Source organism: Deltaproteobacteria bacterium, assembly GCA_016874755.1.
In the GTDB taxonomy this organism is placed as follows: Bacteria; Desulfobacterota; Binatia; order UBA9968; family UBA9968; genus DP-20.
In genome coordinates this window covers 54,905-81,694 of sequence record VGTH01000026.1, presented here as the reverse complement: position 1 = coordinate 81,694, position 26,790 = coordinate 54,905, and the positions used below count along the sequence as shown (strand labels likewise).

Annotated in this window: 28 protein-coding genes and 1 other RNA gene; 12 read left to right on the top strand and 17 right to left on the bottom strand. The window is 57.3% G+C overall.

What is annotated here, in order from left to right; genetic code table 11:
• The 5 genes from FJ145_16475 to FJ145_16455 form a co-directional block, all read left to right on the top strand.
• A partial coding sequence (locus tag FJ145_16475; GenBank protein ID MBM4263013.1) for a zinc-binding dehydrogenase occupies positions 1-884 on the top strand: 884 nt, incomplete at its 5' end.
• Between the two features lie 99 nt (positions 885-983).
• Positions 984-1,427 (top strand): hypothetical protein, encoded by a 444-nt coding sequence (locus FJ145_16470; GenBank protein ID MBM4263012.1) that lies wholly within the window; start codon positions 984-986, stop codon positions 1,425-1,427.
• Positions 1,428-1,505: 78 nt separating this feature from the next.
• Positions 1,506-2,597 (top strand): amidohydrolase, encoded by a 1,092-nt coding sequence (locus FJ145_16465; protein MBM4263011.1) that lies wholly within the window; start codon positions 1,506-1,508, stop codon positions 2,595-2,597.
• 23 nt (positions 2,598-2,620) lie between these two features.
• Positions 2,621-3,649 carry an ABC transporter substrate-binding protein gene (locus FJ145_16460; GenBank protein ID MBM4263010.1) on the top strand — a complete coding sequence of 343 codons (1,029 nt, stop codon included), beginning with the start codon at positions 2,621-2,623 and terminating at the stop codon, positions 3,647-3,649.
• Between the two features lie 13 nt (positions 3,650-3,662).
• Positions 3,663-4,622, top strand: a complete 960-nt coding sequence (locus FJ145_16455) for an ABC transporter substrate-binding protein (GenBank protein ID MBM4263009.1) — start codon at positions 3,663-3,665, stop codon at positions 4,620-4,622.
• A gap of 163 nt (positions 4,623-4,785) precedes the next feature.
• Here FJ145_16455 and FJ145_16450 read toward each other — a convergent pair whose 3' ends face one another.
• The 14 genes from FJ145_16450 to FJ145_16385 form a co-directional block, all read right to left on the bottom strand.
• The gene (locus FJ145_16450) at positions 4,786-5,742 is read right to left on the bottom strand and encodes a hypothetical protein (protein MBM4263008.1); all 957 of its coding nucleotides are present in this window, start codon (positions 5,740-5,742) and stop codon (positions 4,786-4,788) included.
• A 177-nt stretch (positions 5,743-5,919) separates the two neighbouring features.
• Positions 5,920-7,002, bottom strand: a complete 1,083-nt coding sequence (locus FJ145_16445) for an ornithine cyclodeaminase family protein (protein ID MBM4263007.1) — start codon at positions 7,000-7,002, stop codon at positions 5,920-5,922.
• 495 nt (positions 7,003-7,497) lie between these two features.
• A complete protein-coding gene (locus FJ145_16440; protein MBM4263006.1) occupies positions 7,498-8,631 on the bottom strand; it encodes an LLM class flavin-dependent oxidoreductase in 1,134 nt (377 codons plus the stop codon).
• 163 nt (positions 8,632-8,794) lie between these two features.
• Complete coding sequence (locus FJ145_16435) at positions 8,795-9,784, bottom strand: ABC transporter substrate-binding protein (protein ID MBM4263005.1); 990 nt, start codon at positions 9,782-9,784, stop codon at positions 8,795-8,797.
• A gap of 115 nt (positions 9,785-9,899) precedes the next feature.
• Positions 9,900-10,712: an ABC transporter permease gene (locus tag FJ145_16430; GenBank protein MBM4263004.1), complete on the bottom strand. Its 813-nt coding sequence runs from the start codon at positions 10,710-10,712 to the stop codon at positions 9,900-9,902.
• A gap of 237 nt (positions 10,713-10,949) precedes the next feature.
• The gene (locus FJ145_16425; protein MBM4263003.1) at positions 10,950-11,777 is read right to left on the bottom strand and encodes a dienelactone hydrolase family protein; all 828 of its coding nucleotides are present in this window, start codon (positions 11,775-11,777) and stop codon (positions 10,950-10,952) included.
• Positions 11,778-11,834: 57 nt separating this feature from the next.
• Positions 11,835-12,092 (bottom strand): hypothetical protein, encoded by a 258-nt coding sequence (locus FJ145_16420; protein ID MBM4263002.1) that lies wholly within the window; start codon positions 12,090-12,092, stop codon positions 11,835-11,837.
• A 90-nt stretch (positions 12,093-12,182) separates the two neighbouring features.
• On the bottom strand, positions 12,183-12,959 hold the full coding sequence (locus FJ145_16415; GenBank protein ID MBM4263001.1) for a citryl-CoA lyase: 777 nt from the start codon (positions 12,957-12,959) through the stop codon (positions 12,183-12,185).
• Between the two features lie 94 nt (positions 12,960-13,053).
• Complete coding sequence (locus tag FJ145_16410) at positions 13,054-14,154, bottom strand: amidohydrolase (GenBank protein ID MBM4263000.1); 1,101 nt, start codon at positions 14,152-14,154, stop codon at positions 13,054-13,056.
• 161 nt (positions 14,155-14,315) lie between these two features.
• Entirely contained in the window at positions 14,316-15,266 is a 951-nt protein-coding gene (locus FJ145_16405; protein MBM4262999.1) for an ABC transporter substrate-binding protein, read from the bottom strand.
• Between the two features lie 309 nt (positions 15,267-15,575).
• Positions 15,576-15,986 carry a DUF4124 domain-containing protein gene (locus FJ145_16400; protein ID MBM4262998.1) on the bottom strand — a complete coding sequence of 137 codons (411 nt, stop codon included), beginning with the start codon at positions 15,984-15,986 and terminating at the stop codon, positions 15,576-15,578.
• Positions 15,987-16,070: 84 nt separating this feature from the next.
• Positions 16,071-16,520 carry a hypothetical protein gene (locus tag FJ145_16395; GenBank protein ID MBM4262997.1) on the bottom strand — a complete coding sequence of 150 codons (450 nt, stop codon included), beginning with the start codon at positions 16,518-16,520 and terminating at the stop codon, positions 16,071-16,073.
• 8 nt (positions 16,521-16,528) lie between these two features.
• Positions 16,529-16,780: a hypothetical protein gene (locus FJ145_16390; GenBank protein MBM4262996.1), complete on the bottom strand. Its 252-nt coding sequence runs from the start codon at positions 16,778-16,780 to the stop codon at positions 16,529-16,531.
• Positions 16,777-16,977, bottom strand: a complete 201-nt coding sequence (locus FJ145_16385; protein ID MBM4262995.1) for a hypothetical protein — start codon at positions 16,975-16,977, stop codon at positions 16,777-16,779. Before FJ145_16385 ends, FJ145_16390 begins: the two co-directional genes overlap by 4 nt.
• Positions 16,978-17,299: 322 nt before the next feature.
• Between FJ145_16385 and FJ145_16380 the strand changes: the two genes are divergently transcribed.
• The 3 genes from FJ145_16380 (at position 17,300) to FJ145_16370 (ending at position 20,408) form a co-directional block, all read left to right on the top strand.
• Positions 17,300-18,595 (top strand): MFS transporter, encoded by a 1,296-nt coding sequence (locus tag FJ145_16380; protein ID MBM4262994.1) that lies wholly within the window; start codon positions 17,300-17,302, stop codon positions 18,593-18,595.
• Positions 18,596-18,670: 75 nt separating this feature from the next.
• Positions 18,671-19,022, top strand: a transfer-messenger RNA (tmRNA) gene (gene ssrA / locus FJ145_16375).
• Positions 19,023-19,187: 165 nt separating this feature from the next.
• Positions 19,188-20,408 (top strand): DUF4102 domain-containing protein, encoded by a 1,221-nt coding sequence (locus FJ145_16370; GenBank protein MBM4262993.1) that lies wholly within the window; start codon positions 19,188-19,190, stop codon positions 20,406-20,408.
• A 111-nt stretch (positions 20,409-20,519) separates the two neighbouring features.
• On the opposite strand, the gene FJ145_16365 is transcribed toward FJ145_16370, so the two are convergent.
• Positions 20,520-20,783 (bottom strand): AlpA family phage regulatory protein, encoded by a 264-nt coding sequence (locus FJ145_16365; GenBank protein ID MBM4262992.1) that lies wholly within the window; start codon positions 20,781-20,783, stop codon positions 20,520-20,522.
• 145 nt (positions 20,784-20,928) lie between these two features.
• Positions 20,929-21,204, bottom strand: a complete 276-nt coding sequence (locus tag FJ145_16360; protein MBM4262991.1) for a hypothetical protein — start codon at positions 21,202-21,204, stop codon at positions 20,929-20,931.
• A gap of 200 nt (positions 21,205-21,404) precedes the next feature.
• On the opposite strand from FJ145_16360, the gene FJ145_16355 reads away from it, so the two are divergent.
• The 3 genes from FJ145_16355 to FJ145_16345 all read left to right on the top strand — a co-directional run bounded on the left by FJ145_16355 (position 21,405) and on the right by FJ145_16345 (position 24,657).
• On the top strand, positions 21,405-22,247 hold the full coding sequence (locus FJ145_16355) for an aldo/keto reductase (GenBank protein ID MBM4262990.1): 843 nt from the start codon (positions 21,405-21,407) through the stop codon (positions 22,245-22,247).
• Positions 22,248-22,311: 64 nt separating this feature from the next.
• Entirely contained in the window at positions 22,312-23,109 is a 798-nt protein-coding gene (locus FJ145_16350; GenBank protein MBM4262989.1) for an ABC transporter ATP-binding protein, read from the top strand.
• A 90-nt stretch (positions 23,110-23,199) separates the two neighbouring features.
• Positions 23,200-24,657 (top strand): DHA2 family efflux MFS transporter permease subunit, encoded by a 1,458-nt coding sequence (locus FJ145_16345; protein MBM4262988.1) that lies wholly within the window; start codon positions 23,200-23,202, stop codon positions 24,655-24,657.
• Positions 24,658-24,715: 58 nt separating this feature from the next.
• Here the strand turns inward: FJ145_16345 and FJ145_16340 are convergent, their stop codons facing one another.
• Entirely contained in the window at positions 24,716-25,456 is a 741-nt protein-coding gene (locus FJ145_16340; protein ID MBM4262987.1) for a DUF3750 domain-containing protein, read from the bottom strand.
• A 107-nt stretch (positions 25,457-25,563) separates the two neighbouring features.
• On the opposite strand from FJ145_16340, the gene FJ145_16335 reads away from it, so the two are divergent.
• A complete protein-coding gene (locus FJ145_16335) occupies positions 25,564-26,790 on the top strand; it encodes a molybdopterin molybdotransferase MoeA (protein MBM4262986.1) in 1,227 nt (408 codons plus the stop codon).

The window sequence follows — 26,790 nt, the reverse complement described above, 5'->3', positions numbered from 1 at the left end:
GTCATGAGGTCGCTGGCATTGTCGAGGCCACCGGCGCGCAGTGCAAAGACTTCAAAGTCGGTGACAAGGTCATCATCGGCATGCGCTATAAATGTGGCCGCTGCCGCTATTGTTTGAGCGCCCATGAAAATCTCTGCGAGCGCCGGCCAGCGCCGCCGACATTGAAGAAGAAAGACGGCACGGTGGTAACGCGTTGGAACGTCGGCGGCTTCGCTCAATACGTCTCGGTGCCGGCGTACATGGCCTTTAAAATTCCCGACGGCATCTCAATGGAGGAGGCGAGTGTGGTCGGCTGCCGGGTAACAACCGCTTACAACGCGGTCAAACATCGTGGCAAGCTAGAGCCAAACGAATCAGCGCTGGTGATTGGCTGCGGTGGCATCGGTTTGAACACGATTCAATTTCTAAAATGTTTCGGCGCCTATCCGATCATCGCCGTGGATATTGCAGAGGAGAAGTTGCAAGCGGCGAAAAATTTCGGGGCTACTCACGTGATCAACGCCAGTGCCGAAGATCCCGTCAAAGCGGTTATCAAACTTACCGACGGCGGAGTCGACAAGGCTTTCGAAGCGATCGGCAACGGCAAGACCTCCGATCAGATCATTCAGGCGACGCGCCCCGGCGGCACGGCGACGATCATCGGCGGTTTAGGCAGCGGGCCGTTCACGATTAGCAGCGGCAACTTTGTCACGAAAGAAATTACCATTACCGGGGTTTCGAGCCGGCAAGCCAACGACGTCGATGAAGTCTTTCAGATGGCCAAGCAGGGACGCATTCAATTGAAGAGCTTGCTGACCAAGAGTTACAAGTACGAGCAGATCAACGAAGCGCTGGACGATTTGGAGCACGGTAAACTGAGAATGGGCGTGTCGATTTGGAACTAACCCCGCGATACTCACTGGGTGCTACTCCGGGCAAACGGAAAATATGGGCCGTTTAAATCGTTTCGGAGGTTTTGATCGTGTCCCGTCAGGAGGCGGATTATGAAGAAGCTCCTTCTGTGCTTGGTGTTGGCGCTTAGCACTTTTCTCTTACCCCTTCGCGCTTCTGCACAAACGACGAATTTGCCGGTCGCGTTTAATGGCTTCGGCGGCACCGCGTCAATTTTTCTTGGCCGAGACGTGGGTATTTTCAAGAAGCAGGGGCTTAGCATGGAAATGATTTTTATTCCGGGAGGTTCAATATCAGTACAGGCGTGGCGCGGAAAAAGTTTGGAAGTGCTGCTGGGCGGCGGGCCACCGGTGCTGAATACACATCTGCAGGGCGGCAAGGTCAAGATCGTTGGTGGGGTCACCAACGTTTTACCCTATGCCTTTGTCGTTGCGCTACGACAGCTCATTGCGCGGCACGCCCGACGATGGCCGGCCGACGCTCAAAGGCATGGAAGTGGTGTTCGACATCGTCGCGAAGGAAAACCCCAAGGCTAAAACCGTGACGATGCAGCAACTCGTTGACTTACGGTATTTGCCGTAGCAAGTTCGATCAAAGCGTTGCGGGAGGAACCCATGAACGGAATAATCGATGCCGATACACACATCTCCGAAGGCGCTGCCATGTGGGCGATGATGGACGCGGCGATGCTGCCGCGCCGGCCAATCATGATGCAGGTGCCAGAAGATACTTGGTACGGCAGCCGCAATGCTTTTTGGCTAATCGATGGTGAAATTTATCCCAAGCCAGCGGGGAAGGGGAGCTTCGCGCTGGTGACGCCGTCGGAACAAAAGGTCCAGGTCGGGCGCAAAGACTCGACGCCGGCAACGCGGGAGATGACCGATATCCCAGGCCGGCTCTCAGACATGACCAAGCTCAACACCGAAGCACAGATTGTGTATCCGACATTGTTTCTGGTCTTCAACACCAAAGACAAAGAGTTGGAGGTCGCGCTCTGCAAAGCCTACAACCGCTTTGTTGCGCAAGCGTGCGCGCAATCGGGTGGACGCATGAAATGGGTCGTGGTGTTGCCGTTTCACTCGATGAACGCCGCCATCGAAGAAATGCGTTTTGCTAAACAGAATGGCGCTGTGGGTGTATTCTTCCGCGGTATCGAGGGGGAGTATACACTCGATCATCCTTATCTCCATCCGGTCTACGAGGAAGCGCAGAAGTTGAATCTGTCGATCTGCGTGCACACCGGCTGCGGCGTCAAGGAAGTTTTGGAAATGTTTGACCTGGCGCGCAATCACACCTTCGGCCATACGCGGGTGATGCCACTGCTTGCCTTCCGTGACCTCGTCGGTAACAAAATCCCGGAGAAATTTCCGAGCCTGCGCTTCGGCTTTATCGAGGCCGCGGCCGGCTGGGCGCCGTTTTTGATTCACATCGTCCGGCGTGTGCTGAAAGAGAGATTCAAATTTGCCGACAGCAAAGAGTTATTCAGGGAGTACCGCTTGTACATTGCCTGCGAAGCTGACGAGGATATTCCGTATCTTGCGAAGTCGATGGGTGAAGATTATTTGCTCATTGGCTCGGACTATCCGCACAACGATCCGTCGCGCGAAGACCAGTTCGTCAACGCCCTCAACGTTCGAGAGGATTTGACGCCGCAGCTCCGGCAGAAGATCTTGTACGACAATCCACGAAGGTTTTACGCGCTGTAAAGAAAAATTGGCGTAGTGGAGTGATGGGCCCGGAAAAGCCCAGTACTCCAACACTGTATCACTCCCGGCGGGGCTGGAGAGTCATGGCGAAATCTAAAGACTCGATTGGGAAAATAATCATCGCTTTTGCGCTGCTCGTCGCCTCAGCCGGGCGGGGCTTGGGCCAAGAGGTTTTCATCGGCAATCCCGGCAAGAGCCTCAACTTTTTCCATTTCGATCTGGCGATCGAGCGAGGGTTTTTCAAAGAGTTGGGGCTCGACGTTAAGTTGTTGACGACCAAGTGCGACGTTGCGGTGACGGCGCTGCTGACGGGGGACTTGCAGGCGACCGGCTGCGTTGGCACGGCGTCGCGGGCGATCGCAAGCCAGAACGTGCCGGTGCGCACGGTGATTTGGCTTTTTAAAAAACCGACTTTTTACGTCGTGGCGAAGCCGGAGATTAAGTCGGCGGCGGACTTGAAAGGGAAGATCATCGGCATCAGCTCCTTTGGCAGCGATACGGATTTGGCTATGAAAGTTTTCGCCCTTAGCGGCAAGCTCGATCCGGAGAAAGACATCAAGCGGGTAGTCGCGGGTTCCACGGCGACGCGGTTGCAAGGTTTGAAGGCCGGCTCCATGGACGCGACGACGCTGTCGCCGCCGTTCAATGTTTACGCCGAGCAGATGGGGCTGCGCGTGCTGGCGTATACCGGCGACTATCTCGAATTTCCCCAGAGCGGCTTTACGGTTTCCGACGCGACGCTCAAGAACAAGCGCGATTTGATCAAGCGCTTGCTGCGCGGCACGCTGCGCGGTTTGCAATTCACTTTGAAGAATCGCGTCGACACCGTGCGCTTCATCGCCAAAGACTATAAATTGCAAGATGCCGTGGCGGAGAGAGTTTACACTTCGCTGTTGCCGGCCATGAGCGAAAACGGCTTAGCGACAGAAAAGGGGTTGAGGGTCATGGTCGAGACGCTGGGCACGGCGGTGGGGAAGAACGTGGATTTTCCGCCGGAGCGGCTGGTCGACTACAATTTACTCCGTGAAGTGCAAAAAGAGTTGGGAATGTAAGGAAGAGAAATCGATGGTTTTAAGTTTTTTAAGGATCGCGACGATCGTGGTTTTGTTGGCTGGGCTTTTGCTTCCATCTGCCGGTTTTGCCGCCGAAGCGACGCAGAAGATTCGCATCGCTTATGCGAGCCGCAGCAGCTCGGCGCTGCCGCAGTACGTGGCGCTGCAGAAAGGTTTTTTCAAAGAACAGGGGCTCGACGTTGAAATCATTCAGATGAATCCGCGTTTGGGTGCGCCCGCCGTCGTCAGCGGCGAGGTCGCCTTTGCCACGCCGTTCACCAGCACGTTTCGCGGCGCGCTCCAGGGGCTGCCGATCAAACTGGTCTTCGTTCATATCAAGAAAGGCCCCTATTTTTTGATCGTGCGGCCGGAGATCAAGGACGTGCAGCAGCTCCGTGGCAAAAAACTCGGTGTGGCGACGATCAAAGGCACCGACCAACTAGTCGCCGAGGAGATGCTGCAGGCAAAGGGGTTTAACATCGGCCAGATTCAAGCCGTCGCGATCGGCGATGGGCCCGTGCGCATGCAGGCATTGGTGAGCGGTGCGGTGGAGGCCGTCTGCCTGGCGCCGCCGCATGATTTGATGCTGCGCAAGATGGGTTACAACGCGCTGCTCGGCCCGCCCGAAGTGGGTCTGCCTTCCGCCGGCATGTTGACTTCCGACAAGCTAGTCAAGGAGAACCCACAACTCATTCGCCGCACGCTCAGGGCCCTTTTGCGCTCGCATCAACATATTCTAGAGAACCGCCAGGATTCCATCGCCACATTGCTGAAATGGCTGCCGCAGCCGCTCGACATTGCCGAACACTCCTACGACGCCGAGCTAAAGAACGGTCTCAATCGCGACGGCACCATGACCGATGCCGAGATCAATGCGATCATCGAACGCGTCGGCGAGAAGAAAAGGCCGTTGGACGAAGTTAGGGATTTTTCGTTCGCGCGCGAGGCGCTGAAGGAGCTGGGGCTGAAATAAATGGGAGGGATGGAGTGGTGGAGCGTTGGGGTTCGGAAAACCATGACTCCAACACTCCAATCGTACATCGCTCGCGCCGAGCAGGCGCGCATGCCGACATGTAGCGGTAAGAGAGATACGGCGAATATTGAGGCCAAAGTCCAAGTTGTATTCTTGAAGATACTTATAGTCCGCTCTTCTCGATTTCTTCCAGCATGGTCACATCGACAAACTCCGCTGGCTTCGCCGTCTTCGCTTTGGGATCGGTCTGGGCGATAAAATCGAGCGACGATTGAATGCCCTGCAGCGTGGGATAGGGGATTTCACGAAACACGGCGATGGCGCTGTTGTAGGTGGCTTCCAAGATTTCCTGATCGCTGGTGCGAAAATACTTGCTTAGCACTTTTAGAGTAAACGGCTTGTCGGTTTTGATGCGGCGCATGGCGGCGCCGTAGGCGCGCAACACTTTGACCGTCTGCTCGCGGTTTTTCGCCAAGTGGCGGCGCGTGGTTGACAGCGTCGTGTGCTGAAACGAAATACCCAGCTTCGGCAAAAACGCCAGCTCGCGAAAGCCCGCTTTCATGGCGTTGACGTTGGTCGGCGGCGAAACCATCCCAGCGTGCACAGCGCCGGTCTGCATCGCCGTGAGGATTTCCGGGATGCCGCGCACCTGAAGTATGGTGGCGTCGGTCTCGGCTTTGAGTCCCCATTTCGGCAATGCCAAACGCAGCGCGATATCGGACGCCGAACCGAAAGTTGTGATGCCAAACTTCTTACCGCGCAGGTCCGCCGGCTTTTCAATCGACGGCACGGTCATCAAAGAAAACAGCGGCTCATTGACCAAACCGGCGACGAGCACGGGGTCGGCACCGCCAAGCCTGGCGCTCAGCAAAGGCACCGAGAAAACCTGTGCGAAGGCAACATCGCCGCCCAGCAATGCGGCGACCGTCTGCGGTCCGCCGCGAATCATGATCAACTCGGGATTCAAACCTTGCTTGGCGAAGTAGCCGCCTTCCTGCGCCATGATGCCCGGCACATGGGCGACGCTGACCGCGCCGATGGCAATGCGTAGTGTCTGGGCGTGGGCGATGGTGCCAATCAGCAAATGCAATGAGACAATGAAGAATAATTTGTGAATCACGAACAGTTCTCTCCTAGGATTTTTTCACCACGAAGACACGAAGCGCACGAAGGTGAAACAGAAAAGGTCAGGGCGATTCATGAATAGCCCCTACAACTTCGTGTCCTTCGTGTCTTCGTGGTGAATCATTCTCTCCGAACTTAGCGTCCTTTGCGCCTGTGCGCGAGATAATCCGAACTACGGATGCACATCTTGAGTGAACCACTCGGTGGGCAACTCACGGCCGATTTTCCGCGCGCGGGCTTCGTCGTAGACGCGTTTGGCCACCGCGCAGAATTGCAGCCCTTGACCGACGTTGTTGACGAAGGCCGTCGTTTGCTGGTCGTTCTCACGGCCCTTGATTTTGCCGGTAAACAAGTCCGGCAACTCTTCCAAGCGGTCCCAGAACGCGCCCTGACGATTTTGCCACCAGCCGGTGGCGGCCTCGGGCGATTTCACGTTGTCGAGCTTCACAAGCTGCGGTCGAGTGGTTACAGGATTTTTCGAGAACATGAAAACGCGGTCGACCGCTTCGAGAAACGGTTGAGCGAACTCCTGCACTTTCACTGCGCTGTAGTGCACGCCGGGGCGCAGCCATTCTTTTTGGTGCACCGGCTCCATCGAGTTGGTTCCGGTGACGATGATGTCGGCGTCTTTGACCGCGGCTTCGGCGGAGTCGACGTTGACGAGCTTGGCTTTGACTTGCGCTTGCAGCTCTCCACAGAATTTTCCCCGATTGGCCGGGTTGGGGCTGTAGACTTTAACGGTCTCGATAGGCCGCACCGCGCAGTGCGCCATCAGTTGGCCGCCAGCCTGCCAACCGGTGCCGAGGAGAGCCATGACGTGGGAGTTTTCGCGCGCCAGGTAGCGCGCCGCCAGCGCGTTGGTCGAGCCGACGCGCAGGCGGGAGATGTAGCCGTCGGGAGAAATCATCAACGGCTCACCCGTGGTCATGCTGTAGAGAATGATCATGCCGGTCCAGCGCCCAGTGCTGGTCGGCAGTCGATCGCGGCGCATGTTGCCGGCGACCGTCGGCCAAACCAGCACATCGCTATTGATGCGCAGCGCGGCGACGCCCGCTTCGGGCCAAAGGCCGCTCATGCTTTTCAAGCCGTAGGTTGCCGATGCTTCACCGGTGACTGTCGGTGCCAGCGTGTCGACGCGCGGGCTACTCAACGCTTCGCCCTTTGCCATCGCCCGCTGCGACTGCTCGACGGCGTCGAGCACCAGCGAGACATCGAGCATGGCATCGATCTCTTCGTTGCTCAGCAGTAGAGTCATAAAATCTCCTCTTCAGGTGGGTGCAGCAATAGGAGAGCCTGCGCTTCCTGTCAAACCATGGAATCTCGCCGTCGCCATAAGGGTATCAATGTCTAGCCCGGATTATTCATCGCTGCGGCGCGATCGAAGTGAAACTCTTCCGGAGCGAAGGCAATAGATATCCGCTTCGACGCCGCCTTGTAGGGGCGACCGGCGGTCGCCCTGCTCTGCGAATCGCAGTGGAAAGGTCGAAGAGATGCCCAGCATCGGCAAATCAAACCGAACGATCTGCGCTGATGCCTTCGCTTCTCCAGAGTTCCACTTCGATCGACACAGTGTCATGGGTTTTCCCCGTCGCATGAATAATTCGGGCTAGGATGCGGCGGCCAACTGGGAACCGCATCGGTTAGTGCGCATCGTTGCGTTGCGGTTCGCGGACGCACCACACCTTACAATAAAAAGAAACGCCGCAGCGCGCTCCCGCGTGCGGCGTTTCTCTTGCGCTAAAGAGATCCTTCAATGCAGTTGCGGCATGATTTCCTTCTTGAACAAGTTGAGCGAGTTAATGACTTTGTCATGGTGCAAGTTGCCGATGTGGAACATGCCCATGAAGTGGTCGGCGCCAACTTGGCTCATCTGACTTTTGATCTGCTTGGCAACGCTGTCGGGGCTCCCGCAAATCAGATAGCCCGACTTGATCAAACCATCTGTATCCATCTTGGAAAAGTCGAAGCGTTCGCGGTTGCCTTCGCGGAAGTAGCTAAACGAGCGGTCGCTCATCATCGCGGCTTGCAGATCTTTGCTGACAGCGTCTTTATTCAACGCTTCGTTAAAGCCGCGGTTAAACACGGTGAAGAAGTAATGCATGGCCGCCTCGACGTTGGCGCGCGCTTTGGCGTCGGTTTCGTCGATGTAAGTGTGGCGGCAGAGAATAAATTTATCCGGCGTCGCTTCCCAGCCGGCTTCCTTGGCTTTGCCGCGATAGTAAGTGAAAGTGTCCTCGATCTGGCCGGTGGTCTGATAGACCTGTGCGCAGGGGAGGTGGCGATCGACGCACCATTCGATCGATTCGGCGCTGCGCGCGGCGATCCAGATGGGCGGATGGGGCTGCTGCATGGGGCGCGGCCAGATGGCGCAATCGTGCAGCTTAAAAAATTTTCCTTCGTAGCTCCACACCGGCTCTTTCCACGCTTTAATGATCAGGTCGTAGGCTTCCATGAAGCGGCCGCGCGATTCGGATGGGTTCACGCCGTACCAAATATATTCCGGCGGAATGCCGCGCACGAAACCGGCGATCAGCCGGCCGCCACTCAAACAGTCGATCATGGCGTACTCTTCGGCGACGCGCACCGGATGGTTGCGCAGCGGCAGGATATTGCCCAACACGCCGATTTTGATCTTCTTGGTTTTTTGGCTGAGCGCGGCGGCAATCAGATTGGGCGAAGGCATGGTGCCGTAGGCGCTGTAGTGGTGTTCGTTAAACACCACACCGTCAAAGCCCAGCTCTTCGCAATAGGCCATCTCTTCGAGGTGTTCGGCGTAATTTGCCGAGCCTTTAGCAGGATCGAAGAAGCTGCTCGGCACCGGCGTGCGTGGCGCGTCGGCGGGTACATGGGGATAGGCGAGAAGATCGAAATTATAAAGCTTCACGAATCGCGTTCTCCTTGGTTTTTCGGACTGCGCGGATGCTAACACCGCGGTGTGCGTGGGTCAATTCTATTGCACCGAAAAACGAGGATCGAGGACGGAAGATCGAGGATAGAGTTTTCAGCGCGACGATCCTCCATCATCAATCCTCCATCCTCGACGAGGATTATTTGTAGTAGCCTTCCTTAACCAACTGATCGGCGATGCTGGTATCGACAAACGTCGCGGCGTTGGCCGTCGCCGCTTTCGGAGTTGTCCTCTTAATCGCCTCCAGTGTCGTCTTGACGGTCTCAACTTGTGGCCGATGGTTTTTGTCGGTCCAATTCTTGAACTGATTGTAAGCGTACTCGGTCTCGTTGCGCGGGCGGCCGAGATACTCGGTCATGATATCGACGGTTTTTTCTTTGTTCTCGAAGTAGAATTTCGAAGCCTCGGCGGTGGCGCGCATGAGGCGCACGACGTTGTCGCGGTTGGATTTCAAGTACGCCGTCGGCACGATCTCACCGTTTTGCTGCCAAGGGATGCCCAGGCCCGGCAAGGCCAGCAACATTTCATAGCCGCGGCGTTCAGCAATGAGGTCGAATGGCGGCGCCAAGATACCAAACTGGACTTCGCCCTTCTCCATGGCGGCGAGAATGCTCGCCGGATCGGCGTTGGAATGCTGCACTAGCTTGACGTCTTTCTCGGCGTCGATCTTCAAGCGATTTAACGCAAAGCGCAGCGCGGTGTCAGGGATCGTCCCAAACGGCGCGCCGACGTGGCCGGTCTTGCCCTTTAGATCTTCGACCTTCTTGATGCCTTTCTGCGCCATGATCTTGTACGGGAAGGTGTTGACCCACGAGCCCACGAGTGTGAAGCCCGGCGCGCCTTCGAGCTGTGCCGTGATGAACGCCGCCATGCCGGCACCGGTGGCCATCTGCATTTTGTTCGCCAGCATGGCTTGAACCGCAGCGGTGGTGTTGGTCTTGATTATCTCCACGTCGAGGCCATGTTTTTTGTACAGGCCTTGGTTCACGGCGATGGCGAAGAGGCCGGCGCCCGGGTTGACGCCGGCTTGGCCGACGGTCATCTTTTGCAACGCTTCGCCGGCCTCAGCGGGATTACCCAGGGCCAGTGTGAGCAGCACCAATAAAGAGAGTCTACAAACTAATCTCATTAGTTCCTCCCATAAAATTCCAAATTACAGATTCCAGATTGCAATTTCGCAGTTTCCTCCAACCCATCTGGAATCTGGAATTTGTAATCTGGAATCGCAGGCGCGTTCGCGCCTGCTAAGCTTTCGGCGGTTTCCACTTTTCGAGGCGCCGCTCAAGGATTTTGAGCGCTTCGTTGAGCCCGGCGCCTAAGCCGGCGATGATGACGATGGGCACGAACATGGCGGGCATCTGAAAGCGCTGCGCCGCGACGGAGCTGAGATAGCCCAATCCTGTTGCCGCACCGTACTGTTCGGCGACGACGATGTAGACCAGCGCGCGGCCAAGCGCGACGCGCATGCCGGCGACAATGTAGGGCAGCGATCCCGGCAGCGATACTTTCATGAAAATCTGGCTGTCGCGCGCGCCGAACGCCCGCGCCATGGTGATGAGCCGATTGTCGGTGTTGGCGATGCCGACCATGGTGTTGATAAGGATCGGAAAGACCGCGGCGAGCACGGTCATGATGATCTTCGAGATCGCACCCAGGCCGAACATCATGATGATTAGCGGCAAGAGCGCGATCAGCGGTGTCGCGTAAATACCGGACAGCAGCGGGTCGAACGTTTTATGCACGCTGCGGTACCAGCCCATGGGCACGCCGATAACGACGCCAAGCACCACCGAGACGGCGAAGCCGATGGTAAAGTTAGTTAGGCTGAACCACATGTGCTCCCAGATGGTGCCGTTGGCGAACAGCTCGTAGCCTTTGCTAACGATCCTGCTGACGGGTGGAAAATAGAAGGGGTTGAGGATTTCGAGTTGGGTCGACAGCTCCCAAAGTACAAAGAAGCCGACCACACCGATAACGCCGAGCCAATTGGAAATGAACTCGCGGCAGCGCTGCCACGTGCGATTAGTCGTTAGCGGATTCGACTCATCGACGGACACCAGGTCGAAGGCATCTTGTTCTTGTTTAGCCGTAACGGGCTCCTTCGGAAACAGGTGAGGCGAATGTATTCGGCAGGCCTCCCGCTGTCAAGATAGCGCGGGCGCGCTCTGCGCGCGGCGCGACTCCAACTTACAGATTCGATATTCCAGGTGGAACCCCCCGCGTATCCGTCGAGCTTATCTGGAATCTGGAATTTGTAATCTGGAATCTGCTGGGAATAGCGCTGCGAAGCAGCGCTATTCCCAGCGTTTCATCGCAGTGAAATCGTAGTCCACCGAACTATCGGCTTCGAAGCGCCAGTAAGCCCGGTCTTTTCTCCACTCGCCGGCGAAGACCGAGCGCAAGAACGTCGTAATTTGGTTCCAGGCCGCGTCGCTCTGGGTTTGTCGATAGCGCCCGGGCATGGTGTCGTTCAGAAAACCGTGCGGCGCGTCGGGGTAGACGCGGATGCCGAAGCTCTTTTTAGCGGCGGCGAGCACACCGCACATGCGCACGATGTTGTCTTGGTGAATCAAGTTATCGAGCTCACCGAAGACGGCGGTGAGCGGGCATTTGATCTCCTGCATCAGTTTTTCGATGGACTCGGGGCGCATCGCATGCGATTTCCAATCGGCGTCGTAGACGGCGCCGTAGAGGACGACCGCCGCGCTCAGATAGTCGCGCTTGGCGCCGACGAGGATCGGTTGCCGACCTGTCTGGCAGACGCCGGACATGGCGACTTTGCTCATGTCGGCCTGCGGCACCGTGCGCAAATATTCCATGACCGCGTCGGTATCCTGCAGAACCTGCTCGTCGTCCAACTCGCAGCGATCATTGCCATCGGCCAATTTTTGCCGGTCACCGGTGAAGCGCGAAAAATAGTCGGGGACGATCGTCACGTAACCGGCTTGAGTGTATTTCTCGCCGAGATCCATCGTGTGCTGCACGATGCCGTAGCGCTCGTGCATGTGAATGATCACCGGCCGTTTGCCGATGCCTTCGGGAACGCCCAGATGGGCATCGATACGATTGTCGATCTTGAGTGAAGTCAGCATGGAAAACTTTCCTTTGCGCGGCGTTTGCATTCTCCTAGCATTGGCCGCGGGAAATTTCCATGACCTCGGTGAAATCAGTGAGCGCAATCACCGATTGAGCGGGTTGAGGAAAGCCACAACCGCCCCTTTGATGATGACGGCGATGGATTCAAAAATGATCTGCTTGACGACCAGCGCCCCGGGTGTCGGTTGCACCGCGTAGTAGTAAAGGTAAACCGGCACGGCGGTGACGAACGCCATGGCGACACCAAAACGAATGCCTTGGCTCAGGGTGCTTTTGCCGGCAACGATGCCTTGGCGATAGATCCAGGTGTAGGCGAAACTCTGCAGCAAATGGCCGAGCATCAAGAACGCTTCATTCGTTGATACCTTACCGGACTGCGCCAGGCCTCCGGCAACTCGAAACCCAAAACCCGCAACCGCGTGCGCCGCGCGCTATTTCTCGGGCTCGTACTGCAAATTGTCGCGAATCATATTAGAAATACCGCGCGCAATCGGCCGGCGGATCTCTTCGCCGACGTGGGCGAGGCCACCGAGGGCGCGACCCAAGATCGCGAAGCTTTTCGTCATCTGCCAGTGAAAGCCCATATCGAGGGAGATCGCGGCGATGGCGCCGGTGACGTTCACTGGTAAGTGCTTGCCGACTTTCTGGTCGGCGACTTTGCCGATTTTCTTCAACAGCTCGCAGTTGCGGCCGTAGACTTTGGTTTCCTGGGCCACTTCGAAGAGTCGCGCAGCGCGCGGGTCGCCGTCGGTGTGGATACCGTGGCCGATGCCGGGAATCAATTGATTGTTGGCCAAACGGCGTTCGACGGTTTTCAGCGCGACGGCGTCGAGGTCGGCGTCCTTTGATTCTTTCGCGAGCGCGTCGTTCAACATTTTCGCGCAGTATTCCGACGAGCCGAGATGGACGCTGCCGGCGCCGAGGATCGCTGCGGCGACTGCGCCCTGGATGGCTTCCGGCGCCGAGTGAAACGTCATGCGCGCGGCGGCGGCGCCAGTGGTCATGCCGTGGTCGACCAGCACGATCAGCATAGAGTCGATCATCTTGCCTTCGTCCGCCGTCGGCAGACGGCCTTGCAGCATCAAGCAGACCATCTGCGAGAAGCTGATCTTGCCGAGCAGGTCTTTGTTTAAATCGAATTCGCGCACAAAGATGCGGTCGTGCTCGGCGCGGCCCATCGCGGATACGAGTTTGGGTATGTCGGCCATAAAACCTCCGGTTTTGGTTTCGAGTTGCAGGTTTAGGGTTTCGAGTTTCCGGAGTTGACCCGTAACACGAAACGCGAAACCCGAAACTCTTCGATTAATTCAATTTTAGTAGCTTCGCTGAATTCTCACCCATAATTTTTCGTTTGGTATCGCCGCTGAGATCTGCGCGATTCAAAATCATATCTGTCACTCCTGGAAACGTCGCATCCCAGTGCGGATAATCCGAGGCGAAAACCACGCGGTCCGCACCGATGGATGAGATCACTTCGCCGAGCCGGGTTTCGTCGGCTTCAAAGGAGACGAAGCATTGGCGGCGAAAATATTCGCTCGGTTTCATCTTCAACCATGGCACTTGGAACGGCAGGATCTCGTAGTGCTCGTCCATGCGCCAGAGCCAGTAGGGCAGCCAGCCGGCGCCGGATTCTAAAAATACGCACTGGAGTTCCGGATGGCGCTCCAAAGCGCCACGGCAGATCATGCTTAGGCTCGCGAGCATCTGCTCCAATGGATGGGAGATCGTGTGGGTGAAAAACCATTGGCCGACGAATCGGTCGGCGCCGGCCGTGGGCAGAAAAGCGCCGGAGCCCTCGTGAATTAATAAGGGGACCCCGAGCTCGACCACGGCCTTGTAAAGCGGATCGTAGTACGGATCGTCGATGCTGCGCCCTTTGACGGGGTTGGGGCGGATGAAGACGCCTTTGAAGCCGAGTTCTTTGACGCACCGCTTGGCTTCGGCGATGGCGAGGTTGACGTCTTGCACGGGGAGGGCGGCGACGCCCATCAGTCTTTTTCTGTCTTCGCCACAGTAATCGTACAGCCAATTATTATAGGCGCGGCATAGCGCTGCGGCGTAGGATTCTTCTTTCACCGAGGTCAGATACAAACCCGCCGAGGGAAATAACAGACCGCGCTCGATGCGGTCGCGATCCATCGCTTGGAGGCGTTGCTTAGGATTAGTCGCGAGATGGCGTCCTTCGTTCACCGGCGTGCCGTCGGTCTTGATTCTAAACGGCGATTCATCCGGTCGCCGGTGATGCATGTTGCCTTCAAGTTTGAAAAGCAACTGGCCATTGGCGACCTTTTCGATCTTGGGCGCGCGGTCGCGGTAGGGGGCTTCGAGATATTTTTCAAAGAGATCGTCGGCCTCGCGCACATGGCCGTCGATGTCGACTATGCGAATGCTGTTATCAGCCATCCCAGATTCTTAAGCGTTCCGTAGAAATGTATTCACCACGAAGGAGGCACGAAGAGCACGAAGTTCGGAAATTTGTTCTTACAAAACCTTCGTGTCCTTCGCGTCTTCGTGGTGAAAAATTCAGTTAAAATACCTATCGCGATATCGTTACTTTAAAAACGCTATCTCCGCTCGCGCAGCACTTCTTCGACGAGCGAAGCATCGACCACGCGATCCAAAGGCAGATCCGGCTTGCCCTGCTGGTCGAGCACGGTCTTGATCGCATTCCCCAGCGGGCGCGCATCGTCGATGATCAGCTTCGCGTAAATCGCGTGTGACTCCATTGCCATGGCTTCGTCGAGGTCGTAGAATTTCTGCAAGAATGGCACGACTTCGTTTCTTTGGGTCTTGATCCAGCGCAGCGTGTCCACTTGGGCGCGGATCATTTTCTTCACTTGCTCGCGCTCCTGCTGAATCTTGCGGGTTGATGTTCCGATGCCGACGGTGGCCATTTCCAATACGTCGACTGCGGTGCCGAGAAGATTGTAGCCCTGTCTTTTAGCCACCAGGAAAAATGGCAACGAAAGCGGTGACGCGTCGATGGTGCCGGTGGCCAGCGCCGGAAACCGTGTGTCGGAGCCGCCCATGTTGACGAATTGAACCTCGCGTGGTTCGACGCCGCCGCGCCGCAACAGGTGGCGCGCAACGAAATCGTCGGCCGCGCCGACAGTCACGGCGATGGTCTTGCCTCGCAAGTCAGCGATCGTCTTGATCTGGGGCCGCGTGACTAACGTATGAAACGACGAGCGCAGCGCCAAAGAGACGATCCGCACCGGCGCGCCAGAGATGGCGCCGCGCGAAGTCGTGCTAGCGCCGATGGCATAGTCGATCTCGCCGGCTTGTAGCGCGCCGATGGTGAGCGGCGGACGCATGGCGATAACTTCCGCCTCGAGCCCATGTTTGCGAAAAAAGCCGCGCTCCTTGGCGGCCCAGGTGTCGAGGAAGCCCAGCGACTTTGACGAAACGGCAATGCGGACTTTTTCCGGCGTGCGTTCCGCGCTCCAGGCACAGGGTGCCGTGGTGCAAAGGATCGCGAGGGCAAACGAGTGCACGGTGAAACGCAGATATTTCATAGTAACCTAAGGCGCAAGGCTGGTTACTACATGTACTGCGCTGCCGTGAAAGTCAATGCGACTTTAAGGAAGAGAATGCTTTGGTGGAGTTCGGGTTGCGCTGCAGTGAAGAAGAGGACCTTAGCGTTGCTTTGAAACTCTAAAACGGCTGCGGTGTGCCATAGATCGCATAGAACACGTTCCTCATGATGGTCGCAACGTAGAAGCCGATCAGAAATGTCGTTGTCGACAACATCAACTTGCCAAATTTCCTTATCATAGTTGTTTCCTCTATTGCTTGGTTGATGTTTTTAGCTCATGCAACCATGCTCATGCAACCATGCTCATGCGGATGCTGCGTTTTTGTGGGCGTTCAATGCACTGCGCCGAGGCTCCGGCGCTTTTGGCCGGCTCGCCGCTTTCGATTTTGGCCGTTGTGCCATCGTCGGACACGTTGGCTGCCTCTTTGGGGGTATCCGGCAGCTGCTGCTTCTTGATGATCTTACTGCCCTCGGGCGGTTTCTTGTTGGAGATGACGAGTCTGCCGTCCGGATCGCAATACGTGTAGTAGTCGGCGGCCAAGACTTGAGGCGTTTGTGTTAGTATCAAAGACAGGATCGCTGGCACTATTAGAAGTCTGCCGTGGCGCATGGTTGCTCCCTCCCGATACCATCTCAATTGCGAGCACCGTGCCAGTGCCGAAAGAGACATGAAGTGCGTTTTCGTTGGGCAACGCGTCATGAGGCCGAGGCAGACTCGCCCGAGGTATGATGCATAATATTGAAGCGGGCACGGGCTATGTGAATGTTCTTACTCGATTGCGGCTCAGTGCAGACGCTGCCACAGGTTTACCCGTAAGCCACTGGTGCCAATCTGGAGCCGCGCGCCTTGAGAGATCGATGCCAAGTGCATGACCACTCCATGTTCATTGCGCAAAGTCATGAGGCCGCCTCCGCCCCCGACCGCAAGATTGGCTTCGGTGGCGAAATAGGTGCCGTTGAACTTTGCGAGGTCGGCCAAGTTGTGGACTTCTCCCACGGCGTTGGCGCGACTGAAGCCGAAGTCCATGAAGGTCACGCCGTCGAACGAAAAAGGATACTTCCGTCCGTCGAAAACGAGGGCGCCGCTGCCCCAGCTAAAACCGATGCCCGCGGCGAGGGATTGGCTATCGATGGCGACTTTGCCAGAGGTGGCACTTGCTTCAGCGCCAGTGTTGTGCGCAAAGAGCGAGAGTGCGATGAACAGTAAGGTCGCGATGAAACGAGCGCGCAACATAAGGTGATTTATCCTCGATCGAACGATGAACGAATGCTTTGATGGCTCTGGCTCTTTGCGGAGACAACACCAAGCGCGATCATCGCGCACAGGCCAAGCACGGCAACCGCTAGCGTGATGACATATTTGTAGGGTTCACCCAGAAAATATTCGCGGCGCTGCGAGAGCAGCAAGGCTGCTAAGACCAGCACAAACGACAGCCAGATCAAACCGAAGCCGAGCGCTTTCAAGAAAAGCGGATACGCCACGGCCGGGTTCAATGGAGTTTCTCGCTACACGCCGGGGCGGCAGCCGGTGTGGCGTCTTCGTACGCTGGTAATTGTTTCGCGAATTCAACTCGCAGGCTGACCCCCTCCTCGCCAAAGCGCCAAGCGCTCAGCCACTCGCTTAAAGCCGCGGCCGGCTGGCGGCCCAGCGCCGCAAAGAACTCATGCCAGGCAATAACTGTTGTTCCCATAGCTATGTCTCCTCAAGAGCAACGTATTGCCGATTCGATGCCGAAATTTTTCGACTAGAACTGCAGCGACTGTCCTGTCGTGGCAACAATCGTTAGGTCAGCGAAGCCCGAAACGAAAGCGCCGGGGCGGGTCAACGGGCTTGCGCGGAGGGAGTCGGAAAGAGCCCGCAGCTAGCCGATTCTTAGCTGGGGGGGCGATGATTTTGGCGTGAATGCACTTTTCACTGGCAAGAAACTTAAAAACTTGCGATGGTGCAGAGATACCTCTTCGAGCCAACGCGATGATTTTCTCTGAAAACTGCGATCGCCGCGGAAGCGCGGCATGAATGACACGGCTGCCAAGCTGGGCCACAAGCCGAGAATTTTTTTCGGATGGTACTTGGTGGCCGCCAGCGTTCTCACCAACACGATTTTCTCCGCAGCCTACTTCCAAGGCTTCGGCGTTCTGATGATCCCCATCGAGCGCACCTTTGGCTGGGACCGCTGGGTATTGTCGGCGGCTATGTCGCTGCGCCAGTTGGAGTCGGGCATCGTTAGCCCGGCGATTGGTTTCTTGCTCGATCGTGTCAGCGCGCGCAAATTAATTTTTTGGAGCGCGGTGGTTTCGAGCATTGGCTTTGTCGGCTTGGGCTTTACCACCGGCGTCGTGACCTTTTTTGTTTTTTTCGTGATCGTTTCCCTTGGCGCGTCGGGCGTCAGCCACGCGGTCACCTGGCCGGTGATCATCTCGCGCTGGTTTCGCCGCAATCGTGGCTTGGCTACCGGCATTGCCGTCACCGGTCCGATTTTCGGCTCGCCTATCGTCATTCTTAACACGCAGATCATCGACGCCTACGGCTGGCGCGCGGTGCTGATCGGCTATGGCGTGCTGGTGCTGGTCAGCATCACTCTGCTCAGTATGATTGTGCGCGACCGCCCCGAGCCCTACGGCCTGCGCCCCGATGGCGACCCGCCGGAAAAGTGTGGCGCGACTGTTGGCGGCGCGAGCGCCGCGCGCCAGCAGCCCGATGCCGGCCTGACGCTCCGCGCGGTGCTGCGCACCAAAGAGTTCTGGCTCTTCACGACCTACTTGGCCGGCACTTTTATCGTCAACTCAGCCTTCCAAGTCCACATGATTCCGTACTTGCAGCAGGACATCGGACTGAGCGCCGCCTGGGCGTCGGTCGTCATGTCGATCATGTTTGTCTTCAGCGGCATCGGCCGGGTGGGCGGCGGTTGGCTGTTGGATAGAATGGACTACCGCATCGTCTTGGCCGCTGTCGCCGCGATGATGGGGATTGGTCTTTTATATCTGCAGGTGGTGGCGGTTCGCTCGGTCTGGGCTACGGTGCCCTTCGCGCTGTTGTTCGGTGTCAGCTTTGGCTGCCTCGTGCCGATGCGCGGCGCCGTTGGCAGCATCATGTTTGGCACGCGCACCATCGGTGGCATCTTGGGTATTTTGCAAGGATCCTCTGTCGGTGCTGGCGTCGTCGGCCCGCTGGTGATGGGGCTCATTTTTGACTGGAAGGGCAGCTATTCCATCGCCATCTGGGGACTCATCGTCATCAGCGCTTTGATGGTTCCGATGTCGCTGGCGATGGGCTCGCCGCGTGAACTGGCCAAGCGTATCGCAAGATGACGCCAAGGCTCGTTGCTGAAACCGCCGCCCGGAGACTGGCATTTGCGCCGTCGAATGATTACACTTTCAAAACATGGGGGCGATGTGGTTTCGACGGGGGTGGGAAGTCAGAGTGGCATGCCGGGGTGCTGTTGTCCCGTTAAACAAACAGCTCTGCAAATTAAACGCAGACAATTTCGAATACAAACTGGCTGCCTAACCGCAGCTAGCGTCTTACCGGTTTTCTCCCACGGGATTGGATAAGACGTCATTTAGTGGGATGGGCCGATTCTCCCGCCGGGGGTGATGAGGCCGAGATCCAAGCCGGATAGCTTGAGAGACCCAGCCGCTGGGGGATCGTAAAGCGAAACCAAAACATCGGCTAAGCATGTAGTCATATCTGGCGGAAGACCTTCGGACGGGGGTTCGATTCCCCCCGCCTCCACCAATTTCACATCCGGCCTGATCCCAATAAGTCCAATAAGTCTCTGTAAATATAAAACTATATAGTATATAATGTCCGGCATGGTCCGATGCTGTCCAGCCAGAGCTACCCCATATTTGGGGTAACTTTGGGGGCAACTGGTAGACATGGAAAGTGAGTTACCCCCACATGCCGCTGACTGACGTAGCCATTCGTTCTGCGAAACCTCAGGCGAAGCCCTTCAAGTTATTCGATAGTGGTGGCCTGTATCTGCTCGTCACTCCCGCCGGCAGGAAGTGGTGGCGTTGGAAATATCGCTATGGTGGCATGGAGAAAGGCATTTCCTTTGGAGTCTATCCCGAGGTGAGTTTAAAAGCGGCGAGGCAGAGACGTGACAACGCGCGCTCAGATCTCGCCAATGGCATCGACCCTGGCGAGGCACGTAAGGCGGCGAAAATCGCGCAAACAGGCGCGGAGAGTTTTGAAGCGATTTCTCGAGAGTGGCACAAGAAGTTTTCGGGTGGTTGGACACCCGGTCATGGGGAGCGGATTTTGCGTCGACTCGAAAATGACATCTTCCCATGGCTTGGGAAGAGACCTATCGCGGAAATCAAGGCACCCGAATTGCTCACAGTATTGCGTCGAATTGAAAACCGCGGTGCCCTCGAAACCACCCATCGTGCATTGCAGAACTGCGGGCAAGTTTTCCGTTACGCTGTTGCGACGGGTCGCGCCGATCGCGATCCGACGGGCGATCTTCGCGGCGCCGTTCCCCCGCCGAAGGAAAAGCATCACGCGTCGATCATAGAGCCCAAGAGAATCGCCGAACTGCTTCGAGCCATCGACTCCTATCAGGGTTATATCGTGACTAAATGCGCGCTGCGGCTCGCGCCGCTGGTGTTCGTTCGGCCGGGGGAACTTCGCCGTGCACAGTGGCTAGAGATCAATCTACAAAAGGCCGAGTGGCGTATACCCGCGGCGCGGATGAAGATGCGCGAACAGCACATCGTTCCTCTTTCGCGCCAGGCAGTTGAGATCTTCCGAGAGCTCGAGCCCGTGACCAATCGAGAGTTCGTCGCGCGACCGCACATGCCTCGCTATATCTTCCCTAGTGCGCGTACACACGAGCGGCCGATGAGCGAAAACGCTGTTCTCGCCGCGCTGAGGCGGATGGGATACACGAAAGACGAGATGACCGGCCATGGCTTCCGCAGTATGGCGTCCACGCTATTGCACGAGCAAGGCTGGAATCATCAAGCGATAGAACGTCAGCTGGCTCACGCTGATCGTAACACGGTCAGTGCCGCTTATAATTTCGCCGAGCATCTACCTGAACGACGCAAGATGATGCAGGCTTGGGCGGATTATTTGGATGGGCTCAAGGCAGGTAGCGAATCACTGTCAGTCTAAAAGCGGGACGTACTCAACGGCGGTTGAATATTTCGGCATGCAGGCTTACCCGCATGCGGCAAGCAGTGTGGTCATGCCGCGCCGAAAAGTCAGTGCCTTCCCGGCCCACAATCAATTCCATGATGAATTTGACTCACCCGGTTGCCGGCTTGCTTCGACCTGCTCGTGTAACCAATTTTGGATTTCAGCCTCCAACCAGCCGACTGTACGTCCGCCTAAGGGAACCTGTTTCGGGAACGTCCCCAGTGCGATTCGAAAATAGATCGTGCTTCGAGATAGGCCCGTGATCGCTTTTACTTCGGGAAGTCTCATGATCCGATGATTAGTTCTGCCACTGTTATTGCCTATTGAGGATTCGAGCTCTATTGGGGTCATTCTTCATCACCTCGCCGGGAGTTCCTCGCGGATAATCTGACGGAGAACATCGTCGAGGTCTGCCATTGTATGCCGCCGACAGGGCGCGACTCGTACGCGTCTCTTCGGGCGCTTCGTCCTTCTTCCGCTCTGATCTGCGTTGCTTTCATTTTCCTGTTCGTCTACGCCCAGCGGGCATGGGTTCAACTGCAGCGCCGCGATCGCTCGCCTCGACTTCCTCCAAATGTTTTTTAACCAATGCCTGGTAGTTCGTTTTCTGCGTGGGGAGATTCTCGAGGCCTTCTTCGCTCTCCTCCCAGGGATGGGTACCTTCGAGCGATTTCTCTAACTGCTCCAATGCCGTCGATAAGAGGTCGTTAATAATCTGGGTCTTCGCCCTTTGCGGGAACATCTCGCAGAGCGCGGAGATTTTTGCGGCCACGTGCACCGAGAGCCTCATGGAAGTCTGGTTCCCCAAGAATCTTGCACCAGCAAAATTCTTGGCCCCCCGAGCAAAGTCGAGCGGGCGTTCCTGCTAGCCTAATCGAATTCTAGAGCTTGCACTGAGGCGCGCACATGCTCCGCTGCAAAGGTCCGCGAAGGCGCTATCTTTGTCCGGTGAACTCTAATAGCATTGGTGTCATGGCATTGATCAGTCACAACCAGATCACCGTTCCGAGTTTTATGTACGGCACGGCTTGGAAAAAAGAGGCCACCGCGCGCTTGGTCGAGCTGGCGGTGGAGTCGGGATTCACCGCGATCGATACGGCGAATCAGTTGATTCATTATCAAGAAGCTTTGGTGGGTGACGCCTTGCTTGCGCTTGCCAAGAAAGGTGTCAAACGGGAAAGCTTGTTTGTCCAGACCAAGTTCACCTCGCCCGACGGCCAGGGCGGTCAAGAGCCCTACGATGCTTCGGCGAGGATCACCGATCAAGTAACGCAGTCGTTCGCGATCTCGCTCAAACACCTGCACACCGATTATCTCGATTCTTACGTTCTGCATTCGCCTTATTCGCGGCGCGGATTGGACGATCGCGATTGGGAAGTGTGGGCCGCCATGGAGGCGCTTTATCATGCGGGCAAGACGAAGATGATCGGCGTCAGTAACATCACCGCGCCGCAGCTAAAGCTCCTGTGTGAACAGGTCAAGGTCAAACCGATGATGGTGCAGAATCGTTGCTATGCGCAGATGGGTTGGGACTATCATGTGCGGCAAATTTGCAACGCCGAGGGTATTATCTATCAAGGCTTCTCTTTGTTGACGGCCAATGTCCAATACCTCCGCACCCAGGAAATTCACGACATCGCCGGACGCTTGGGCACTGGCCCGGCGCAGGTGATCTTTCGCTTCGCGATGCAGATCGGCATGCTGCCGCTCACCGGCACGACCAGCGAGCAGCACATGAAAGAGGATTTGGCAGCGGAGAAATTAGCGCCCTTGACGGCAGAAGAGATGCAACTCGTCGAAACGATTGCGTTATAGAAATCTGCAAGTTGCTCCGGCGGTTGAAACTTGCCCTGATTCCGGTCACTTTCATGCTTCGAGCATGAATACGACGCCAGCCTTTGAACTGCGCAACGTTTCCTATATCGGCGACGGTCGCAAGAAGATTCTCCATTCCATCAACTGGACGGTGCAGCCGGGCGAGCATTGGGCGATACTCGGGCCGAACGGTTCGGGGAAGACGACGTTGCTCAGGCTTGCCAGCGGTTATCTCTGGCCCAATGCCGGCGGCGACATCTTGCGCAGGGGTGAAGCGCTAACTTATTTGCCCGAGTTGCGCAAAAGCATCGGCTGGGTGACCGCGACACTAGCGTTCGAAATTCCATCTCAAGAGCTCGTCATCCACACGGTCGTCTCTGGCCGGTTCGCGCAGATCGGGTATCTCGGCGGTTTCTGGGGACAGGCGAGCAAGAGCGAGTTGGCACTGGCGCAGCGCAATTTGAAAGAATTGGGTTGCGCGCACTTGGCCAAGCGCGAGTTTGGCACATTGTCACAGGGCGAGCAGCAACGCGTGCTGATCGCGCGGGCGCGCATGACCAAGCCCTACCTGATTATTCTCGACGAGCCCTGCGCCGGCATGGACCCGGGCGCGCGCGAGCAGTTTCTTATGAGCTTGAGCGATTTTGCCAAGCGCAAAAATATTCCCGCGCTGATTTATGTCACGCATCATATCGAAGAAGTTTTGCCGCTGTTCAAGAAAGCCTTGGTGCTGAAGGGTGGCAAAGTCTTGCACGCGGGCGACACCGCGCAGGTGATGAAGCCCAATTTGCTGAAAGAGATCTACGGCGTGCCGCTAAAGCTAATTGAGAAAAGAGGGCGATTCTGGCCTATTTTACGGTGATCGCGCTACGGCACCGCCGTCTTGTTCGGAGTCCTTCGACAAGCTCAGGACGAACGGAATAAGAGTTCATTTGATTCGAGGAATCCGTTCATGCTGAGCTTGTCGAAGCATTCTGCCGACGCCAAACGCCGCCGCTGGTGGTCGCTTTCGGTGGCCTCGATCGCCACTTTAATCGTTACTTCGGACACCGGGCAGTTGAGCGTGGCGCTGCCGGTGATTATCACGGAGTTCAACGCCGATTTGACCTTGGCGAGTTGGATTGCGCTGGTCTATGCGTTGATCACGGCTTCGCTCTATTTACCCTGCGGCCGCATGTCCGATCTCGTCGGCGTTGGCAAACTCTTTCTGGTCGGCTTCATTTTTTACGCGCTGAGCTCGCTAGCGGCGGGGCTGGCACAGGGCGCCGGACAGCTTATTTTTTTCCGCTCTTTGCAAGCGGCCGGCAGCGCTCTGATCATGGCGAATAATTTCGCATTGGTGACCGCGTTGTTTCCGCCTGAGGAGCGCGGCCGCGCCATGGGCATCGCCGGCGGGACCATATCGGCCATGGGCTACACGCTGGGGCCGGTGCTGGGCGGTTTGCTGACCCATGGTTTCGGCTGGCGCTCGAATTTTTTTATTTCGGCGGCGCTGGCCTGCGTGGGTTTCTGCGCCGCGCGTGTGCTGCTGCCGGCTGATAGTTTCAAGGGATCGGGTGAAAGAAAGAGTGCCTTCGATGTTGCCGGCGCCATCGCTTTCGCGTTGGCGATTTCGCTTTTGCTCTACGGCTTGACGAGCGCGCAGAAGGGCGGTTGGTCGACGCTGCCGGTGCTGCTCCCGCTTGCGGCAGGGAGCGCGGCGCTGGCTTTCTTTATTGCTTGGGAGAAGCGCGTCCAAGCGCCGCTGCTCGATTTGAGCCTGTTCCGCATTCCGGCATTTACATTGGGAAACGCGGCGCGTTTGATCAGCTTTATCGCCATGAGCGTCAATATTTTGCTCATGCCGTTTTTTCTGCAGCTGGCGATGGGGCTCGATCCGCTCCGTGCCGGCGTGCTGATCGCGCCGATGCCGTTTGCCATGGCGCTCTTGGCACCGCTGACCGGTTGGATGTCGGAGCGCTTTCGCGCCGAGAATCTTTGCGCGCTCGGCATGACGGTCACCGCGATTGCGTTTGTGTTCTTAGGATTTGTTTCGCCCACGACTGCGGCGCTGCCGATTGTCGTTTGTTTGTTCTTCCTGGGTTTTGGCATGGGGCTGTTTCAGACGCCGAATAATAACTTGCTGATGAGCTCGCTGCCGCGCTCACGCTTGGGTGTCGGCTCGTCGTTTTTGTCGATCGTGCGCAGCCTGGGCTATTCCGTTGGCGCGGCGCTGGCGGCGACGGTCGTCAGCGCGCAGCTTGGCGGCATCGCTCTCAACGATCTCAAATTGCAGATGACGGCGGGCAACGGCGCTGCAGGGCTCGATGCGTTTATGCGCGGCTTTCACTATGCCTATTGGACAGCCGCGGCGCTCTGTTGCGTCGGGGCGGTCATCAGCGCGGTGCGGGTGTCGAAGGAAATGCGGTGAAGCGCCATGTTGGGTTACGCTTCGCGAACCCAACCTACCGGGCGCGTGCAAGCGGGTACTAGCGTTCGCCGACGCCGATGCGGCCGACGAAAGGGAGTTTGAGTGCTGGCCGATCGAAGTCGATGCCGAAATTGAGACCGAGCAAGTTCAATTCCAGGCCTTCTTCGCGCGCCATCGTGACGCCTAGCAATCCCAGCATAGAAACCTGATAGCCGGTGCCGCTGGGGGTGCGGTCGACGATCGACCCGTTAATCGGAAAGTCTTTGCCGATGGCCGTCGCCGGCAGATCCATTTTTAGTTCAGGAACCTGTCTGCCGATATGCGCCATAAACGTGTTGCTGTTGGGGCCGGGCCAGACGCGATACTCGTTCTGATAGGGGTAGCTTGCGGCTGCGGCGACGATTTTGGGAATCGCTTGAGCGGCGGCATCGCCGCGCAATTCGCCGATTAACGTGGGTTCGTTGCCGAACCAACGGCCGTCGGGAATGCCCGGCGCTGAAACCACCACTGGCAAGCCGCGATACAGGCGCCAGCCGATCACATGGTGCACGATGTACTCGGCGGCGTTTTCGTTTTTCGTGGCAATCCAGCAGTGCACGCCGAAGATGCCGCGCCAGTTGAGCGCGCGGGCACAATAAACCTGGACTACCGCCTCGGGCGTGTTCTCGGCGCGCGGTGCGATGCCCGCGCTGGAGCGGTCCGCGGTCCTGAAATCGCGGTTGAGCGGCACTTGGCCCGACACCACCGTATAAAGCGGAAGAATCAGCAGGACCGCGAGACATGACAAAAGCATGCGCATTCGCCAATTTATACCGAATCGAAAAGCGCAAAGCCAGAACGATCAAAAACGGTGAGTAAAGGCGCCGGTGAGTTGATTGTTAGCGAGCTTAAAGCGATTATGCCAGTGTGATTTCCGTCGAACGCGCGGTGGCGCTCGTGCTAAAACAAATACGCGCGCTGCCGGCAGAAGAAGTTCCGCTGCTTGCCGCGCGCGGCCGCGTGCTGGCGCGCGATGTTCGCGCCGGGCGGAGTGTTCCCCCTTTCGACAACTCAGCGATGGATGGCTTCGCGGTGCGTTGGCGCGACGTCGCCAACACGCCGGCTACGCTGCGGGTCATCGAGACCATCGCGGCCGGCTATGTGGCTAAGCAGCGATTCGAAGATCGCAGCGCCATGCGCATTATGACCGGTGCGCCGGTGCCGCGCGGCGCAGAGGCGATTGTGCGCGTGGAAGATACGGAATGCAGCGGCGATCGCGTGCTCATCAAGAAAACCGATGGGCGCGGCAGTCACATTCGCAAAGCCGGCGAAGATATCCGCAAAGGCCAAGTGATACTTGCCAAAAGTAAGCCGCTGGCGCCGGCGGATTTGGGTTTGCTAGCATCGGTCGGCCGAGCACGGGTGGCGGTGTTTAGACGGCCAACTGTGGCGATCATCTCCACCGGGGACGAATTGTTGAACGTCGACGACCCTCCCGCCCCTGGTAAGATCGTTAATAGTAATAGTTACACGCTCGCCGCGGCGATCGAGGAAACCGGCGCGCTGCCACGGCTGTTGGGCATCGCGCGCGACACCCGCAAAGGGCTGGCGGCGGCGCTCAGGAAAGCGTTGCGTTGCGATGTGATCATGACCTCGGGCGGGGTTTCCGTCGGCGACTACGATTTCGTCAAAGAAGTATTACGCGACGCCGGCATGCGCATGGATTTCTGGCGCGTGGCGCAGCGGCCGGGCCACCCGATGGCGTTCGGTTGGATTGGCCGCAAGCCGGTGTTTGGCCTGCCCGGCAATCCGGTGTCGTCGGTGATGTCGTTTCTGCTCTACGCGCGGCCGGCGCTGCTCAGGATGATGGGACACAAAAAATTATTTCTGCCGGTGGAGCAGGCAACGTTGGAGCACGACTTGGAGAAGAAACATCGACTCAAAGAATTTATTCGTTGCCGGCTGCGCCGCCAAAACGGCGCGCTCTTGGTTGCCAGCACCGGTACGCAAAGTTCTGGGGTGCTGCGCTCGCTGTCGTTGGCGCAGGGCCTGATCGTGGTACGGGAGCAGGAGACATTCATCAAGAAGGGCACCAAGGTGCCGGTGATCTTGCTGGGTGACGGGAATAGATTGCAGGCGGAGCTGGGGTTTTAA

What these genes read in the sequence shown, in the direction of transcription:
- FJ145_16470 (MBM4263012.1), top strand. Translation starts at nt 984, where the DNA reads ATGAAGAAGCTCCTTCTGTGCTTGGTGTTGGCGCTTAGCACTTTTCTC.
- FJ145_16465 (MBM4263011.1), top strand. Translation starts at nt 1,506, where the DNA reads ATGAACGGAATAATCGATGCCGATACACACATCTCCGAAGGCGCTGCC.
- FJ145_16460 (MBM4263010.1), top strand. Translation starts at nt 2,621, where the DNA reads ATGGGCCCGGAAAAGCCCAGTACTCCAACACTGTATCACTCCCGGCGG.
- FJ145_16455 (MBM4263009.1), top strand. Translation starts at nt 3,663, where the DNA reads ATGGTTTTAAGTTTTTTAAGGATCGCGACGATCGTGGTTTTGTTGGCT.
- FJ145_16445 (MBM4263007.1), bottom strand. Translation starts at nt 7,002, where the DNA reads ATGACTCTACTGCTGAGCAACGAAGAGATCGATGCCATGCTCGATGTC.
- FJ145_16435 (MBM4263005.1), bottom strand. Translation starts at nt 9,784, where the DNA reads ATGAGATTAGTTTGTAGACTCTCTTTATTGGTGCTGCTCACACTGGCC.
- FJ145_16425 (MBM4263003.1), bottom strand. Translation starts at nt 11,777, where the DNA reads ATGCAAACGCCGCGCAAAGGAAAGTTTTCCATGCTGACTTCACTCAAG.
- FJ145_16420 (MBM4263002.1), bottom strand. Translation starts at nt 12,092, where the DNA reads ATGCTCGGCCATTTGCTGCAGAGTTTCGCCTACACCTGGATCTATCGC.
- FJ145_16415 (MBM4263001.1), bottom strand. Translation starts at nt 12,959, where the DNA reads ATGGCCGACATACCCAAACTCGTATCCGCGATGGGCCGCGCCGAGCAC.
- FJ145_16410 (MBM4263000.1), bottom strand. Translation starts at nt 14,154, where the DNA reads ATGGCTGATAACAGCATTCGCATAGTCGACATCGACGGCCATGTGCGC.
- FJ145_16405 (MBM4262999.1), bottom strand. Translation starts at nt 15,266, where the DNA reads ATGAAATATCTGCGTTTCACCGTGCACTCGTTTGCCCTCGCGATCCTT.
- FJ145_16400 (MBM4262998.1), bottom strand. Translation starts at nt 15,986, where the DNA reads ATGACGCGTTGCCCAACGAAAACGCACTTCATGTCTCTTTCGGCACTG.
- FJ145_16395 (MBM4262997.1), bottom strand. Translation starts at nt 16,520, where the DNA reads ATGTTGCGCGCTCGTTTCATCGCGACCTTACTGTTCATCGCACTCTCG.
- FJ145_16385 (MBM4262995.1), bottom strand. Translation starts at nt 16,977, where the DNA reads ATGGGAACAACAGTTATTGCCTGGCATGAGTTCTTTGCGGCGCTGGGC.
- FJ145_16380 (MBM4262994.1), top strand. Translation starts at nt 17,300, where the DNA reads ATGAATGACACGGCTGCCAAGCTGGGCCACAAGCCGAGAATTTTTTTC.
- FJ145_16370 (MBM4262993.1), top strand. Translation starts at nt 19,188, where the DNA reads ATGCCGCTGACTGACGTAGCCATTCGTTCTGCGAAACCTCAGGCGAAG.
- FJ145_16365 (MBM4262992.1), bottom strand. Translation starts at nt 20,783, where the DNA reads ATGACCCCAATAGAGCTCGAATCCTCAATAGGCAATAACAGTGGCAGA.
- FJ145_16355 (MBM4262990.1), top strand. Translation starts at nt 21,405, where the DNA reads ATGGCATTGATCAGTCACAACCAGATCACCGTTCCGAGTTTTATGTAC.
- FJ145_16350 (MBM4262989.1), top strand. Translation starts at nt 22,312, where the DNA reads ATGAATACGACGCCAGCCTTTGAACTGCGCAACGTTTCCTATATCGGC.
- FJ145_16345 (MBM4262988.1), top strand. Translation starts at nt 23,200, where the DNA reads ATGCTGAGCTTGTCGAAGCATTCTGCCGACGCCAAACGCCGCCGCTGG.
- FJ145_16340 (MBM4262987.1), bottom strand. Translation starts at nt 25,456, where the DNA reads ATGCGCATGCTTTTGTCATGTCTCGCGGTCCTGCTGATTCTTCCGCTT.